Source organism: Pseudomonadales bacterium, from assembly GCA_024234435.1.
In the GTDB taxonomy this organism is placed as follows: domain Bacteria; phylum Pseudomonadota; class Gammaproteobacteria; order Pseudomonadales; family Porticoccaceae; genus JACKOF01.
Map to the genome: position 1 here is coordinate 12,540 of JACKOF010000002.1, position 13,988 is coordinate 26,527.

Genomic DNA, 13,988 nt, shown 5'->3' on the forward strand with positions numbered 1-13,988 from the left:
GGGCATTAACAGTCAACCTGAAATGGATTTTTGGTTAACAGTGCATATTTTAAAACTTTATAGCAATTTTCGCCGGTTCAGCAAAAACAGTCTGCCAAGGATCTGTATTTTGTGCAGTTTGCATACACCGGAACCCATTCCAATCTGTAGCGCCTGCCGACTGCATTTGCCTTTTAATCATCACCCCTGCCGCCGTTGCGCACTGCCACTGCCAGCGCAAGCCCCCATCGACAGCCTGTGCGGGCAATGCCAAAATCCAATGCCATCATTCGATGCGGTCGTCGCTCCCTTCCTCTATTCAGAGCCTGTCAGCAACATGATTAACCGCTTCAAGCACCAAGGCCATTTATGGGCAGGCGCTGCAATAACCGACATGCTTGCGGAGCAATTGTTAGCCAGGGAAAAACCTGACTGTATTGTGCCGATACCACTGCACTGGTATCGGCAGTTCAACCGGGGCTTCAACCAGGCCGACTGGATCGCCAGACGTCTTGCACGGCAGCTCGACATTCCCGTTGACAGCGCATTGATAAAGCGCACTACTGCCACACCTCCCCAACAGGGACTCAACAGAAAGCAACGTTTGAAAAATCTGAGGCATGCCTTTCAGCTGAACAAATCTTTCTCTGGCTCAACAATTGCTATTGTCGATGATGTCATCACCACTGGCAGCACCCTCAGCACCATTGCCACTTTACTGAAACTGAATGGCGCCACAAAGGTTTATGGCTGGAGTCTTGCCCGAACCGGGCTGGAAAAAAACTGAGGCTAGCCGGATAATGGTCAACCCAGCTATCAACGGATGCCATCTGTGATTGATACCCAAATGTCAGAAGCTGAACTCTGGCAAAAAATTCAGCTCGAAGTTAACAATATGGCCGACGAAGAACCGACGCTTCGCGGCTTTCTGCAAGCCTCGGTTTTGGGCCATAACCGGCTCGGACCAGCGCTGGCAAAACTGCTGGCTGACAAACTTCAAAGCGTACCATTGCCTGCTGAACTGCTCGCCGGATTATTTGAAAGCAGTTTTGCTGATCCTGATGTTGCACAACAACTGATCTGCGACATCACGGCGATTGTCGAGAGAGATTCGGCCTGCAGTTGTGCCGCCTGCGCCCTGCTTTATTATAAAGGGTTCCACGCCCTCTCCGCCTGGCGTGCCGCCCACCAGCTCTGGCAGAATGGACAAAAATCATTGGCGCAGGCCCTTCAGCACGCCATTTCAACCGCCTTCGGTGTTGATATACATCCTGCTGCAACCATTGGCAAAGGCATTATGTTTGACCACGCCACGGGCATTGTCATCGGCGAAACCGCCGTGATTGAGGATTGCGTCTCCATTCTGCAAAGCGTCACGCTGGGCGGTACCGGCAAAGAGTGCGGTGACCGGCACCCGAAGGTTCGCAAAGGCGTTCTGATAGGCCCGGGAGCGAAAATTCTTGGCAACATAGAAATTGGGGAGGGTTCAAAAATTATCGCTGCCAGCGTGGTTTTGCAAAATATTCCCCCTCACTCTCTGGTAGCGGGCGTACCGGCCAGAGTCATTGGACATGTGGATGTGGAGTCACCTGCCGAATTAATGGACCAGAGCCTGAACGGATAATCTCTCATAACCCGATTTCGAGGATCAGTATGTCAAAGCACCCTGCAAAACTGAGTAATGAGCCAGAACTGCTTAAAGAAGCCATTCGGGTCGGTATGATCTATGCGGAAAAACGCGGTGTCGCCAAATTTGAAAAAACCGACTCGGCCAACGATAAAATTGAATATCTCTACAAACTGCTGGTACACGACAAACTCATTCAGCCACTGGCAAAGGATCAAACAGACTGGCCACAGATGAAACACAAACTGGCCCTGTGGATCTCGCGGCAACTGCCGACTGACCACCCCTTGCTGCAAAACTGAACTGTTCCGCGCAGCGGCTTATTTAGTCTGTATATCCAATGCTTTCTGGTAGAGAGCGTTCTTATGCCCACCCGTAATTTTTGCCGCCAGCTTTGCCGCTTGCTTCAGCGGCACTTCTTCCATTAACAACTTTAAAACCCGTTCTTGCTCGAGGCTATCCTCTGACGTTTGCTCGTTGTTGGCACCGCTTAAAAGAATGACTATTTCTCCCTTTTGCTGATTGGGATCCGCTTGCACTTCAGCCAGCAGTCCGGGCAGGGTTCCGGTCAGGAATGTTTCATAAGTTTTGGTTAACTCCCGGGCGATTACTGCTTGCCGCTCACCACCAAATACTGCCGACATATCTGCCAGTGTTTCCAGAATGCGATGGGGAGACTCGTAGAAAACAATCGTTGCCGTTTCTGCCGCCAAACTCTCCAGGCGTTTGACGCGGGCACCGGATTTGTGGGACAGAAAGCCTTCAAAGCAAAATCGGTCACTGGGCAAGCCTGAAGCACTCAAAGCGGCAATCAGGGCGCATGCTCCCGGCACTGGAATGATTCTGAAACCCAGCTGTCTTACTTCTCGCACCAGTTTGTAGCCGGGATCGGAAATCAGTGGTGTACCGGCATCAGAAATAAGAGCAACCGTTTTTCCCTGCTCAAGAGCGGCTATAATGCGGGCCATCTGCCGATCATCACCGTAATCGTGATAAGCCATCATGGGCGTATCGATGGCAAAATGATTTAACAGCCGGGCGCTGTGGCGAGTATCTTCAGCAGCAACCAGATCAACCATCTGGAGAACATCAACCGCACGGGGTACCATATCCCCAAGATTACCGATCGGTGTAGCTACTATATATAATTCGCCAGCCATACAATTTACCAGATAGAAATGGAAACCTGTGCCAAATAAAATTTTTAACTATTGCTCGCTGTTTGCCCTTTCGCTGCTTTTGGCAGCCTGTGGTGGCGTACCCGGCAAAAGCGCACAACAACGAAGTGCTGACGACTTAATCAGACAGGCAGAGCAGGAACTCAGCCATGCGGACGCAAGCATAGCATCGCAACAACCGGGTCACCAGATTGCCGCCGCGAAACTCTATGCTCAAGCTGGACAAAATCTGCGTGCACTGTCTATTCTCTCCAATCTGGATAGCGACCAGCTAAACAACCAGGAACTGATAGCATACAGTTTGTTCCACACGGATCTGGCGCTACAGGAGGACAATTTCTTCCTTGCCCGGCGACTGCTTTCCAATCAGCGTGTCACCCGGCTCAAGGAGATAATGACACCGGACCAGAAAAAGCAATGGTTACAGCAACGCGGCGACCTGTTTGGCTTGCTGGGTGAGGATGAAAAAAGCCTGCGGGCCTATACGGAGCTGGCGCAACTGACGACCAGCCAGCAGGCGCGCCAGAAGATACACGATCAACTCTGGCAGGTACTGTCCAGCATTCCCCAGCAGTCGCTGGAAACGCTACAGACAACAGAACAGGACCCAATTCTCGCAGGCTGGTATTCTCTGGCAAACACCAGTCGATCAACACAGTCTGATGTGCGCCGCCAGCTGGAATATCTCAATCAGTGGCGTACTGACTGGCCCACACACCCGGCAGCAAGTACGTTGCCTTCCGGGTTGAATACCGTCAGTACCATTGTCAGTGAGCTGCCAACACGGATTGCGCTATTACTGCCTGCGCATGGCCCTCTGGCGCAGGCTGGCGCAACCATCCGGGACGGGTTTCTGGCCGCCTGGTATGAAAGTTACGAGCAATCGAACAGCGCCCCCAAAACCCTTTTTTACGACACCAGTGAAAACATACCGATTACCGAACTTTATCAACGCGCAATTGCTGATGGCGCTGAAATCATTATCGGTCCGCTGCAAAAAGACAAGGTTCAGGAACTACTTTCCCTACCCGAACTCCCGGTGCCCACTATTGCGCTCAATTACATAGACTTGCCCGCTGGGCATTTACCCAAAAATTTATTCCAGTTCGGGTTATCCACCACTGATGAGGCCCGCCAGATTGCCGAAAGAGCCTGGATCGAAGGGCAGCGAACAGCGCTTGCTATTGTGCCCAACTCCAGCTGGGGCGAACGGGTTCTCGAAACCTTTCGCAGAGAATGGGAGGCAAAGGGTGGCACCCTCCATGTTGCCGAACCTTACAGTGATAACGTGGTGGATTTTGCCCCGCTGCTAAAACCCGGTTTACATATCAACCACAGCGACCAGCGAGCAGAGCGGTTAGGTCGGGTACTGGGCAAAAAACTGGATTACACGCAACGTCGACGACAGGATCTCGACATGGTTTTTATGGCAGCCTATCCGGACCAGGCCAGACAGATAAAACCAACGCTGGACTTCCTGTTTGCACGTGATCTGCAGGTTTATGGCACCTCACAACTGTTCAGCGGCGAAGATAATCCCGGCCGAAACCGTGATCTGGAAGGCGTGCGCTTCAGTGCAATGCCCTGGACGCTACCGGGTGCAACAGCAGGAAAACTGCAACCGTCCAGCGACCTGCACCCGTTGTATCGTCACATGTTTGCTCTGGGGATCGACGCTTACCACTTGCACCAATGGCTGAGTCAGCTGACAAGTATGCCGGGAACGCTGTTATTCGGCAGCACAGGTACGCTTCAGGTTTTGGCAAACAACACCATTTCCCGCCAGCAACCCTGGGCAGAATTCAAGGATGGAACGGTACGCTCTGCCCAGCAACTGACCACCAACAAACCCTGACAAACATATGTTCAGACGCTTCACGGATGAAGGTGGTTGTTCGGGGAAAAAGGCAGAGCAATATGCTCAACGTTTTCTCAGATCCCGGAATCTGAGAATTATAAAAACCAATTATGTCGCCCCTCGTGGTGAGCTGGATATCATTGCCCGCGAAGGTGACTGTCTTGTTTTTGTGGAGGTGCGTATGCGATCCGGAAACAGTTTTGGTTCCGCTGCTGACAGCATTGATGCGCGGAAGCAGCAAAGCCTGATTTACGCCGCAACCCACTATTTACAAAACACCGGGCAATGGGACAAAGTCCAGTGCCGGTTTGACGCGCTCTGTTTGTCTCCGGAAACATCAAAACCGGGCAAGGAAAAGAACTATCAGGTAGAATGGATTCGCAACGCATTTAATCCCAGTTAACCGAGCACAGCCCTTCCAATGGAATCGCGAGTCATTGATTTTTTCCACCAGAGCATCGAGGCGAAAATGTCTTGCGGTGAACGGGTGGCACCCGCCATTGTCGCGGCCAGTCGACTGGTGACTGAGCGATTATTGCAAGAGAACAAGGTATTCAGCTGCGGCAATGGTGTCTGCGGCCCCCTGGCCGCTATTTTTACACAATGTCTGTCACTCCGGCATCGCATTGAAAGACCAGGGCTTCCTGCATTGAACCTGTCAGCAGAGGCTTCTACCCTGAGCGCCATCGCAGAGCAGCACAGCAGCGAAATTTTCAGCAGACAATTGCGCACCCTTGGTGTACCTGGCGACGTGCTGGTCATTTTCAGCACTGGCAGTAACGCATCCAGTCTGGTGCAAGCGATTCAAACCGCACATGATCGCGACATGTTCGTCGTATCGTTTACTACCGACGGAGATCAGGATCTGGCAGCATTACTCACTAACAATGACATCACTATCAGCGCCAATAACGCTGAACCGCACCGCGCAACAGAAATACATTTGCTCGGATTATTTTCTGTTTGTGAATTGATTGATCAACAGCTCTTTGGAGGAGCAGGATAATGGTTTCACTGTTTCGACTTTTCACCGCTATCATGGTTGCCAGCACACTGCTTGCAGGTTGCACCAATATTATTCATGCAACTACCGACAAGCCTTTCCAGCCAGACCCTTCGGAAACACCAATTGGCACTGACATTAATGATTGGCAGCTGGAAACCCTGATAGGCGTCAACATCAAGAAGGCTCACCCGACGCTTGAGATTTCCCATATCAATGTGCACGCCTATAACGGCGTGGTATTGCTCACCGGCGAAGTCCCCAGCAATGAGCTACGCAGTCTGGCCGGTCAGACTGCCAGAGATTTTCGTGGCGTCCGTCAAGTCTATAACGAACTGGAAACCAAGGGGGTAACCTCATTTCTCGCCAGAACCAACGATACCTGGTTGACCACGAAGGTAAAAACCAAACTGATTGCGGACAACCAGGTGAAAGCCAGTAAACTGAAGGTCGTTACGGAATCCGGCGTCATTTACCTGATGGGTGTGGTACCACGAGCAATCGCAGAACGAGCCGCCAATATTGCCAGCAATACTAAGGGGGCACAAAGAGTCGTTAAGGTTATTGAGTATCTCGACTAGAATCATCGGCGCAGACTGAACAAGCAGGGGTTGTATACAACCCCTGCTATTTTTGGGCGTGAATACAGGCGGTCATCAGGCCAGCATCAAGCATCCAGCCGGGAACCATAATTCCGCTTCCACTGCGCATAGTCACTAATAATTTTGTCCATCGCCTGCTGGTCATAAGGCACCAGCCCGCTTAACAGCATGTGTTTTTCGCCGCGTCCAACCACATTGCCATTACTGATTAGATTGAAAGCCAAACAAATATTGCCTCGTTTGCCCTGCAAATCAAGAACCGTTTTACCTTTATCCAATTCAAGGCGAACACCCTGAAAGTCCAGCTGATGAAGATCAATCAGCATACTTTGATACATCACCATCGGCCTATCGGGATTAATCATGACGCCTTTTTGCTCCAACAGGGGAACCAGTACGTGGGGAAAGGTGTGTCCGGAGAAGGTAACGTAGCTGTGGGTCAACTCATCAATCAGATTCGAGTCGCGGCTATTATCACCGGTGTGCTCAATAGTCAGGTATTCCTTGCCTTTGTGATCGGCTATACACAGCTGTGGCGACTCATCAGGCAGAATCAGTTCAATACCGTCTGACACCATACCGGAAAAAACAAACCGCATATGCCGCGTGATGCCATACTTGGCCAGCATTACCGCAAACAACAAATCTCCAGGCACACAGAATCGTTTCGACTCTTCGTCATGAAGGGGGTTAAAATCATCTGCCACCTGCTTGGCAAAATCACTCGCCTGCTGACGACTGAAACTGATTTTGCCATCAGCTTCTCTGTAGAATAGGTCTGTTAGCATGTATTGGCTATTTGATCACTTTCAGTGACGGGCGTGTTTTACCACTGCCTGTCGGTGGAGTGGGCTTGTCGGGGTTGTCATCGCTCTTGTCTTTCTTCTTTTCAGGATCAAGCGGGGGCACCTTGACGGGCATGGGCCGCGCAGGTTCTGGCAATTTTTCTTCCTGAAACACCATCCCCTGCCCGTTTTCCCGTGCGTAAATACCCATCACTGCACTAACGGGGAGGTAAATGCTGGTAGGCACACCGCCAAACCGTGTACTGAAAGATATCCCCTGATTGGTCATTTCCAGACCAGTGGTCGCACGCGGCGCCAGATTCAACACGATCTGTCCGTCGCTGACATAATCCTGGGGAACAGAAACCCCGGAGTGATAGGCGTCCACAACCACATAAGGCGTACAATCATTGTCCACTATCCACTCATAAAATGCGCGGATAAGATAGGGACGATTGGATGTCATCGACATGATCTGCTACCTGACGGGGTTAATGTGCTTATGGACGCATCTCCCTTTCCAATTCCGTGAGGCTTTCCTGGAAAGAGTCTCGCTCAAACAGGCGCTGCATATAAGCCAGCAGAGGCTTGGTCTGGCGATTATTCGGGAGTGTGATTCCCATACTTTCCAGACGCCACAGAACGGGGGCAAGACAACAGTCAACCAGCGTAAACTCTTCATTCATGAAGTAAGGCTTTTCAGAAAAAATCGGCGCAATCGTGACCAGGCTGTCTCGCAACTCCTGGCGACCTTTATCCGCTGATTTCAACTCTGGCTTGTTCACTATGGTGTCCACATGTGTGCACCAGTCATTTTCGATTCGGTGAATAAACTGGCGACTCAAGGCGCGGGCCACCGGATAGACAGGCAACAGCGGCGGATGAGGAAAACGTTCATCGAGATATTCCATCATCACTTTGGTTTCAAACAGAGCCAACTCACGGTCAATAAGCGTTGGCAGACTGTTATAGGGATTCAGTTCGCTGACTTCCTGTGGAATTTTTCCTTCTACTTCTTCAATATCAACAGTGACCCCTTTCTCAGCCAATACAATCCTGACGCGATGACTGTAGTGGCAAATCGGGTTTGAATAAAAAATCATTGAAGATCGTTTGGTAACAACCCCCATAATGTAACCTCAAATAATTAAAGAATAAGTGCCGGGCGATCTTGCAAGACCGCCCGGCGGAGTCAATTAGTGAATACCTTTCCAGAATTCCCGGTTAAGCAACCACACCCAGACAAACAGAAATGCCAGGAACAGCAGAACATAGATACCGATTTCCTTGCGTTGCTCAGCCATTGGTTCTGCAACGTAGGTCAGGAAGTTCACCAGATCATATACGGCAGCGTCAAATTCTTCCGGCGACAGACTGCCTTCTTCAATGATCTTGTAGCGCCCGCAGGGATTATCCAGAATTTCCTCGGAAGTCAGAGGGTCGCGTTTAATACCACCATTGTGCGCCAGAACCGGACCCGGGGCACAGTCCTGTAAACCCTGCAGCTCCAGCATAGCATGGGGCATACCCACATCTTTAAACACCTTGTTGTTAACACCTACGGGACGATTTGGATCCACATAGAAGTTGCGCAGATAGGTGTACAACCACTCGGGCGAACGGGCACGGGCAACCAGCGTTAAATCAGGAGGTGTGGCGCCGAACCAGCGTTTGGCGTTGTCAGCGGGCATGGAAATCTGCATCAGATCACCAATCTTCTGATCAGCATAGACAAGATTATCCATCATCAATCCCTTGGGAATATTCAAGTCGCTGGCAACCCTCTCCCAACGGGAATACTGGGCTGAGTGACAGCCCATGCAATAGTTCTGAAATAACTTCACGCCATTTTGCAAAGAGGCCTTGTCGCTCAAATCCGCCTCAAAACTGTCGCAGTGAATAGTGCCGCAGTCGAAACCTGATTCAGCACCCACCGCTTTTAGCGGCGCCCAAGCCAGGAACACCACGATCAGAAAAACACCCCAGGATTTCCAGAAGCCTATTCCACCACTCATCGTCACCCGGTCAGGTTCAGCCAATGTTTTTTCCCGGCTGGTCCAGAACGGCATCAGCAGGAAGTAGGCGAAATAGATAATCGTACAGATCTGAGCCAGCAATGTCCGCGAAGGCGTAGGCGATTTAACACCCAGCACACCGAGAATGATAAACGAAGCCGCAAAAATCACGATAGCGATGCGGCTGACTTTACCTTTGTAGCGGATGGATTTAACCGGGCTGCGATCAAGCCAAGGCAACACAAACATTATCGCGATAGCCGCACCCATCGTTATAAAACCAAACAGCTTATCCGGCACCGCACGCAACATCGAGTAGAACGGCGTGAAATACCACACTGGCGCAATATGCTCGGGTGTTTTCAACGGGTTGGCAATTTCAAAGTTCGCATGCTCCAGGAAGTAGCCACCCATTTCCGGCACAAAGAACAGGATAAAACAGAACACAAACAGAAATACCACGATCGGCACCAGATCGTGAACCGTGTAATAAGGGTGGAAAGGAATACCATCACGAGGGATGCCATTTTCATCCTTATTGGCCTTAATGTTGACACCATCCGGGTTGTTTGAGCCAACTTCGTGCAATGCCAGAATATGCATCACCACCAGTGCCAACAGTACGATTGGCAAGGCAACCACGTGCAATGACATGAAACGATTCAGAGTAATACCGGAAATCAGATAATCTCCGCGCACCCACTCAACAATGGCGTCGCCAACTACCGGAATCGCACCAAACAGGGAAATAATCACCTGGGCACCCCAGTAAGACATCTGACCCCATGGCAAGACATAACCAAGGAAGGCTTCAGCCATTAGCGCCAGGTAGATCGCCATACCGAAGATCCACACCAGTTCGCGAGGCGCCTTGTAGGAGCCATACAGCAAACCGCGGAACATATGCAGGTAAACGACAATAAAGAATGCCGAAGCACCTGTAGAGTGCGCGTAGCGAATAATCCAGCCAAAATCCACATCGCGCATAATGTATTCAACCGAAGCAAAGGCTTGTTCTGCAGAACCCTGAAAGCTCATTAACAACCATATACCGGTGATCAGCTGAATAACCAGCACGACCATCGACAACACGCCGAAGAAGTACCAGAAATTAAAATTCTTTGGCGCGTAATACTCCGCCATGTGTTTTTTCCACTCGACTTGCAACATAGGCATGCGAGAGTCGACCCAACCGCCGAAAGATTTTAGCCAGTTCATTATGCTGCTCCCTCGTCTACACCGATAACAATGACATCGTCGCTCTCATAGGCATAAGGCGGCACTTCGAGGTTCGTCGGCGCTGGCACCCCCTGAAACACTCGTCCGGCAAGATCAAACTTGGATCCGTGGCAAGGACAGAAAAAACCGCCCATCCACTCACCGTCATTACCTTTCAGATCCTGGGCTCCAACATCGGGGCGATACATCGGCGCACAACCCAGGTGTGTGCAGAGACCCACAAGCACCAGCAACTCTTCTCGAGAGGCGCGGTTAGCCGCATCAACATACTGGGGCTGGTTAGATGCTTCCGAATTCGGGTCACGCAGACGATTATCCATCTTGGCGAGATTCGCCAGCGCTTCTGGCGTCCGGCGCACGATATAAACCGGTTTGCCACGCCACTCAACAGTGATCATTGCACCCGGCTCAATCTTTGAAATATTGGCTTTAACCGGCGCACCTGCGGCTTTCGCCTTGGCGCTCGGTTGCCAGGAACCTACAAACGGAATTGCAGCACCCACTACACCGGCGGCCCCTACAACACAAGTGGCTCCAGTCAGAAATCGGCGACGACTTTGGTTAATACCGTCATTGTTCATGACGTTCTCCTGTCAACAGCAAAAAAGTAAAAAAATAGTAACTATTGTTGGGTATGAAATGGCGTGCAATGGTAATGAAAAGCACACTTTTTTACAAGGCATACAATCAAGAAACGAAGATAACTCTCTGTTTTTCTGATAAAAACCAGACAAAAAAATACCCGGCCAAAAATGCCGGGTATCTTCGATTGCGAATATTCCGCACACGTAACGTCAGAACAATCCCCGCTAAAAACGAGAACCTTATTAACGTTTTGAGAACTGAGGACGTTTCCGCGCTTTGTGCAATCCGACCTTTTTACGCTCAACCTGACGGGCATCACGTGTCAAAAAGCCAGCTTTGCGCAGCGAAGAGCGCAACTCTTCATCGTACTGCAACAGTGCGCGAGCAATACCATGACGAATAGCACCCGCCTGACCAAAGCTGCCACCGCCTTTAACGGTAACTTTCAAGTCAAACTTTTCAGCCATATCGGCCAGCTCAAGCGGTTGACGAACGATCATACGAGCCACTTCACGACCAAAATACTGATCGATAGTGCGATTGTTTATAGTAATGTTGCCGCTGCCATTCTCCAGAAAAACCCTGGCTGAAGAAGTTTTACGACGACCAGTACCGTAATATTGAGTGTCTGCCATAATAAGCGATCCGTCAGATATTCAGTTCTTGCGGTTGCTGAGCAGCATGTGGATGCTCTTCACCGGCATAAATTTTCAGTTTCTTGAACATGGCGCGGCCCAGAGGACCTTTTGGCAACATGCCCTTCACTGCATTCTGTATCACACGCTCAGGTGCCTTCTCGATCAACTTTTCGAAGCTGATAGACTTCAGCCCACCCGGATAACCGGTGTGACTGTGATAAATCTTGCCTTTTGCCTTGTTACCCGTAACGCGCACCTTTTCAGCATTGATCACGACGATGTAATCACCGGTATCCACGTGAGGCGTATATTCGGGCTTGTGCTTGCCACGCAGGCGAGTGGCAATATCAACCGCCAGACGACCCAGAGTCTTGTCCGCCGCATCGACGAGCAGCCAGTCGCGCTGTACAGTTTCATTCTTGGCGCTAAATGTTTTCATCTTTTCCTGCCTGAGAAATTGGGAGCTTCACCCTTCCAAAGGGCACCAGCCTTCCAAAAGGAGGGCGCATTTTACAGACGGGACTTATGCTTTTCAAGCGGAAATTACAGTTTATCTGAAACGACCAAAAAACACGGGAACACACCCTGATTAAGGCGGCAATCAAAGGCCTGATCAAGGCATGTGCGGCCTGGCCAGATACTCGTGCGACTGCATTTCCAACAACCGGCTCGTCGTGCGCTGAAACTCGAAACTCAGCTTACCCTCTGTGTACAGCTGCTCAAGCGGAACCTCAGCCGACAACACCAGCTTGACATTGCGATCATAGAATTCATCGACCATGTTGACAAAGCGCCGCGCCTGATCGTCTGTTGAACGGCCCATTTGCGGCACGTTACCCACCAGTACAGCATGAAATTCACGGGCAATTTCAATGTAGTCATTCTGACTGCGCGGCCCGTCACAAATTGCCGGAAAGTCAAACCAGACCACATCTTCACCAACGTAACGGGTGATCAGACTACGCCCTTCGATATCCAGACGCTCCTCCTTATGCACCTCACCAACTGCAGGCACCAAACTCCGAAATGCACTCATTAATGCCTGTTCAGCCTGGTCACCCAGCGGAGCATGAAATAACTCCGCTCGTTCCAGCGCTCTCAACCTGTAATCCACCCCGCCATCCACATTCACCACAACCGTGTGCTCTTCAAGCAGTGCAATAGCAGGTAAAAACCGTTGCCGCTGCAAGCCATTGGGGTACAGGCCAGCAGGCACAATATTGGATGTAGCCACCAGCGTCACACCTCTTCGGAACAACATCTTCAGCAATGAGCCCAGGATCATGGCATCGGTAATATCAGAAACAAAAAATTCATCAAAACAAATAACCCGGGTTTCAGCTGCAATCCTGTCGGCAACAACCTCCAGAGGGTCCGACTGCACTGGCATATTTTTCAGTTCCTGATGAACCCTGCGCATAAATCGATGAAAATGAACCCGCATTTTTCGATCAAATGGCAGGCTCTCATAAAAATTGTCCATCAGATAGGTTTTGCCGCGGCCCACACCACCCCAGAAGTAGAGCCCCCTCTCTGGCTGCAGCTGCTTTTTGTGTCGGCGGAACAACGCCAGAAACCCTTTTGGAACGCTATCGCGTGCAACAGCTACCAACAAACGCTCGTAGAGAGACTGCAAGTGCTCAACGGCTTGCTGTTGAGAAGGGTCATGATTAAAACCCTTTTTCAACAGGTCGCGCTGATATCTCTCTATGGGGGACAACTGTTCCTGAGACATGGCAAATTTAACAATCGTTTTTCAGACAAATAAATTCCGGGGCAGCGAACTCTACACGTGGACAATAACTGTTGGCAAATTGTCTCTGCCTGATTCACCAACAAAATGGTTGATTCACAACAGCGCATATCTCAAACTAGGGCGCATAATCATTTAAAGATACAGCAATTCGGAGATGGTGTTTTGGACATTTCAACGTTATTTATCGCTCTGGCAGCACTGGCGCTGGGGCTAGTTATAGGCTTTTTACTGACTCGCACCCTGCACCCCCAGGAGAAGCAGCGCAAGGAAGTGGAAGAACAACTGCAGCAAGTGCGGCAAGAGCACAAAGACTACCAGCACAAAGTCACCGAGCACTTTATCACTACCTCAACATTGGTCAACGACATGACTGAAAGCTACCGCGGCCTGCACGAGCATCTGGCCGCCAGCGCCATGCACCTGACCAACCCTGAAATCAGTCGCCAGATGATCGAAGCCGGCTACGGCAGAATATCCGGCGATATCGCCAGCGAAACCCTTGCTCGCACCGTATCGTCCGAGATACCTTCACCACCAAAAGACTATGCACCCAAAGTACCTGGCGGCGTACTTAGCGAAGACTACGGCCTGGAAGACAGCAGCGATTTTCCGCCCAACCCAAAGGGCAACCCCAAAAAGGACAAACCGGCAAAAAAACTGAACGACGAACTGAATGACGACCCAACATTGAAGGTAGGCTAGACCTCCAATCAGGACGACCAC

17 protein-coding genes are annotated in these 13,988 nt (G+C 50.6%); 8 read left to right on the forward strand and 9 right to left on the reverse strand.

Translation table 11 applies throughout. From position 1 onward, the window contains the following. The first annotated feature begins 109 nt into the window (after positions 1-109). The 3 genes from H7A02_09905 to H7A02_09915 are packed head-to-tail and all read left to right on the forward strand — an operon-like array spanning position 110 to position 1,908. A complete protein-coding gene (locus H7A02_09905; GenBank protein MCP5172569.1) occupies positions 110-766 on the forward strand; it encodes a ComF family protein in 657 nt (218 codons plus the stop codon). A 60-nt stretch (positions 767-826) separates the two neighbouring features. Continuing rightward, the gene (gene cysE / locus H7A02_09910; protein MCP5172570.1) at positions 827-1,603 is read left to right on the forward strand and encodes a serine O-acetyltransferase; all 777 of its coding nucleotides are present in this window, start codon (positions 827-829) and stop codon (positions 1,601-1,603) included. Positions 1,604-1,632: 29 nt separating this feature from the next. Then, entirely contained in the window at positions 1,633-1,908 is a 276-nt protein-coding gene (locus H7A02_09915; GenBank protein ID MCP5172571.1) for a DUF5062 family protein, read from the forward strand. Positions 1,909-1,926: 18 nt separating this feature from the next. Here H7A02_09915 and rsmI read toward each other — a convergent pair whose 3' ends face one another. Next, positions 1,927-2,766 (reverse strand): 16S rRNA (cytidine(1402)-2'-O)-methyltransferase, encoded by an 840-nt coding sequence (rsmI, locus tag H7A02_09920; GenBank protein ID MCP5172572.1) that lies wholly within the window; start codon positions 2,764-2,766, stop codon positions 1,927-1,929. A gap of 28 nt (positions 2,767-2,794) precedes the next feature. Between rsmI and H7A02_09925 the strand changes: the two genes are divergently transcribed. From H7A02_09925 to H7A02_09940, 4 genes are read left to right on the forward strand one after another with little or no spacing between them, the layout of a single operon-like run. After that, positions 2,795-4,639, forward strand: coding sequence for a penicillin-binding protein activator (locus H7A02_09925; protein ID MCP5172573.1), 1,845 nt, complete (start codon positions 2,795-2,797; stop codon positions 4,637-4,639). Between the two features lie 7 nt (positions 4,640-4,646). Then, on the forward strand, positions 4,647-5,045 hold the full coding sequence (locus tag H7A02_09930; protein ID MCP5172574.1) for a YraN family protein: 399 nt from the start codon (positions 4,647-4,649) through the stop codon (positions 5,043-5,045). Between the two features lie 18 nt (positions 5,046-5,063). Then, positions 5,064-5,648, forward strand: a complete 585-nt coding sequence (locus H7A02_09935; GenBank protein ID MCP5172575.1) for an SIS domain-containing protein — start codon at positions 5,064-5,066, stop codon at positions 5,646-5,648. Then, positions 5,648-6,226, forward strand: a complete 579-nt coding sequence (locus H7A02_09940; protein ID MCP5172576.1) for a BON domain-containing protein — start codon at positions 5,648-5,650, stop codon at positions 6,224-6,226. Before H7A02_09935 ends, H7A02_09940 begins: the two co-directional genes overlap by 1 nt. 86 nt (positions 6,227-6,312) lie before the next feature. On the opposite strand, the gene H7A02_09945 is transcribed toward H7A02_09940, so the two are convergent. The 8 genes from H7A02_09945 to H7A02_09980 all read right to left on the reverse strand — a co-directional run bounded on the left by H7A02_09945 (position 6,313) and on the right by H7A02_09980 (position 13,229). Continuing rightward, positions 6,313-7,035: a DUF3581 family protein gene (locus H7A02_09945; protein MCP5172577.1), complete on the reverse strand. Its 723-nt coding sequence runs from the start codon at positions 7,033-7,035 to the stop codon at positions 6,313-6,315. 7 nt (positions 7,036-7,042) lie between these two features. Beyond that, positions 7,043-7,498 (reverse strand): ClpXP protease specificity-enhancing factor, encoded by a 456-nt coding sequence (locus tag H7A02_09950; protein MCP5172578.1) that lies wholly within the window; start codon positions 7,496-7,498, stop codon positions 7,043-7,045. 34 nt (positions 7,499-7,532) lie between these two features. Beyond that, on the reverse strand, positions 7,533-8,162 hold the full coding sequence (locus H7A02_09955; protein MCP5172579.1) for a glutathione S-transferase N-terminal domain-containing protein: 630 nt from the start codon (positions 8,160-8,162) through the stop codon (positions 7,533-7,535). Between the two features lie 66 nt (positions 8,163-8,228). Continuing rightward, positions 8,229-10,265 (reverse strand): ubiquinol-cytochrome c reductase, encoded by a 2,037-nt coding sequence (locus tag H7A02_09960; GenBank protein ID MCP5172580.1) that lies wholly within the window; start codon positions 10,263-10,265, stop codon positions 8,229-8,231. Beyond that, on the reverse strand, positions 10,265-10,867 hold the full coding sequence (gene petA, locus H7A02_09965; GenBank protein ID MCP5172581.1) for a ubiquinol-cytochrome c reductase iron-sulfur subunit: 603 nt from the start codon (positions 10,865-10,867) through the stop codon (positions 10,265-10,267). Before petA ends, H7A02_09960 begins: the two co-directional genes overlap by 1 nt. Positions 10,868-11,113: 246 nt before the next feature. Further along, positions 11,114-11,506, reverse strand: a complete 393-nt coding sequence (gene rpsI / locus H7A02_09970; protein MCP5172582.1) for a 30S ribosomal protein S9 — start codon at positions 11,504-11,506, stop codon at positions 11,114-11,116. A gap of 13 nt (positions 11,507-11,519) precedes the next feature. Beyond that, entirely contained in the window at positions 11,520-11,948 is a 429-nt protein-coding gene (rplM, locus tag H7A02_09975; GenBank protein MCP5172583.1) for a 50S ribosomal protein L13, read from the reverse strand. A 174-nt stretch (positions 11,949-12,122) separates the two neighbouring features. Beyond that, entirely contained in the window at positions 12,123-13,229 is a 1,107-nt protein-coding gene (locus H7A02_09980; GenBank protein ID MCP5172584.1) for a cell division protein ZapE, read from the reverse strand. 198 nt (positions 13,230-13,427) lie between these two features. On the opposite strand from H7A02_09980, the gene H7A02_09985 reads away from it, so the two are divergent. Then, positions 13,428-13,967 carry a YhcB family protein gene (locus H7A02_09985; GenBank protein ID MCP5172585.1) on the forward strand — a complete coding sequence of 180 codons (540 nt, stop codon included), beginning with the start codon at positions 13,428-13,430 and terminating at the stop codon, positions 13,965-13,967. The last annotated feature ends 21 nt before the right edge of the window (positions 13,968-13,988 follow it).

Excerpts from the sequence above, each read along its gene's own strand:
- H7A02_09940 (MCP5172576.1), top strand. The coding sequence starts at position 5,648 with ATGGTTTCACTGTTTCGACTTTTCACCGCTATCATGGTTGCCAGCACA.
- H7A02_09955 (MCP5172579.1), bottom strand. The coding sequence starts at position 8,162 with ATGGGGGTTGTTACCAAACGATCTTCAATGATTTTTTATTCAAACCCG.
- H7A02_09915 (MCP5172571.1), top strand. The coding sequence starts at position 1,633 with ATGTCAAAGCACCCTGCAAAACTGAGTAATGAGCCAGAACTGCTTAAA.
- H7A02_09950 (MCP5172578.1), bottom strand. The coding sequence starts at position 7,498 with ATGACATCCAATCGTCCCTATCTTATCCGCGCATTTTATGAGTGGATA.
- H7A02_09960 (MCP5172580.1), bottom strand. The coding sequence starts at position 10,265 with ATGAACTGGCTAAAATCTTTCGGCGGTTGGGTCGACTCTCGCATGCCT.
- petA (MCP5172581.1), bottom strand. The coding sequence starts at position 10,867 with ATGAACAATGACGGTATTAACCAAAGTCGTCGCCGATTTCTGACTGGA.
- cysE (MCP5172570.1), top strand. The coding sequence starts at position 827 with ATGTCAGAAGCTGAACTCTGGCAAAAAATTCAGCTCGAAGTTAACAAT.
- rsmI (MCP5172572.1), bottom strand. The coding sequence starts at position 2,766 with ATGGCTGGCGAATTATATATAGTAGCTACACCGATCGGTAATCTTGGG.
- H7A02_09935 (MCP5172575.1), top strand. The coding sequence starts at position 5,064 with ATGGAATCGCGAGTCATTGATTTTTTCCACCAGAGCATCGAGGCGAAA.
- rplM (MCP5172583.1), bottom strand. The coding sequence starts at position 11,948 with ATGAAAACATTTAGCGCCAAGAATGAAACTGTACAGCGCGACTGGCTG.
- rpsI (MCP5172582.1), bottom strand. The coding sequence starts at position 11,506 with ATGGCAGACACTCAATATTACGGTACTGGTCGTCGTAAAACTTCTTCA.
- H7A02_09945 (MCP5172577.1), bottom strand. The coding sequence starts at position 7,035 with ATGCTAACAGACCTATTCTACAGAGAAGCTGATGGCAAAATCAGTTTC.
- H7A02_09930 (MCP5172574.1), top strand. The coding sequence starts at position 4,647 with ATGTTCAGACGCTTCACGGATGAAGGTGGTTGTTCGGGGAAAAAGGCA.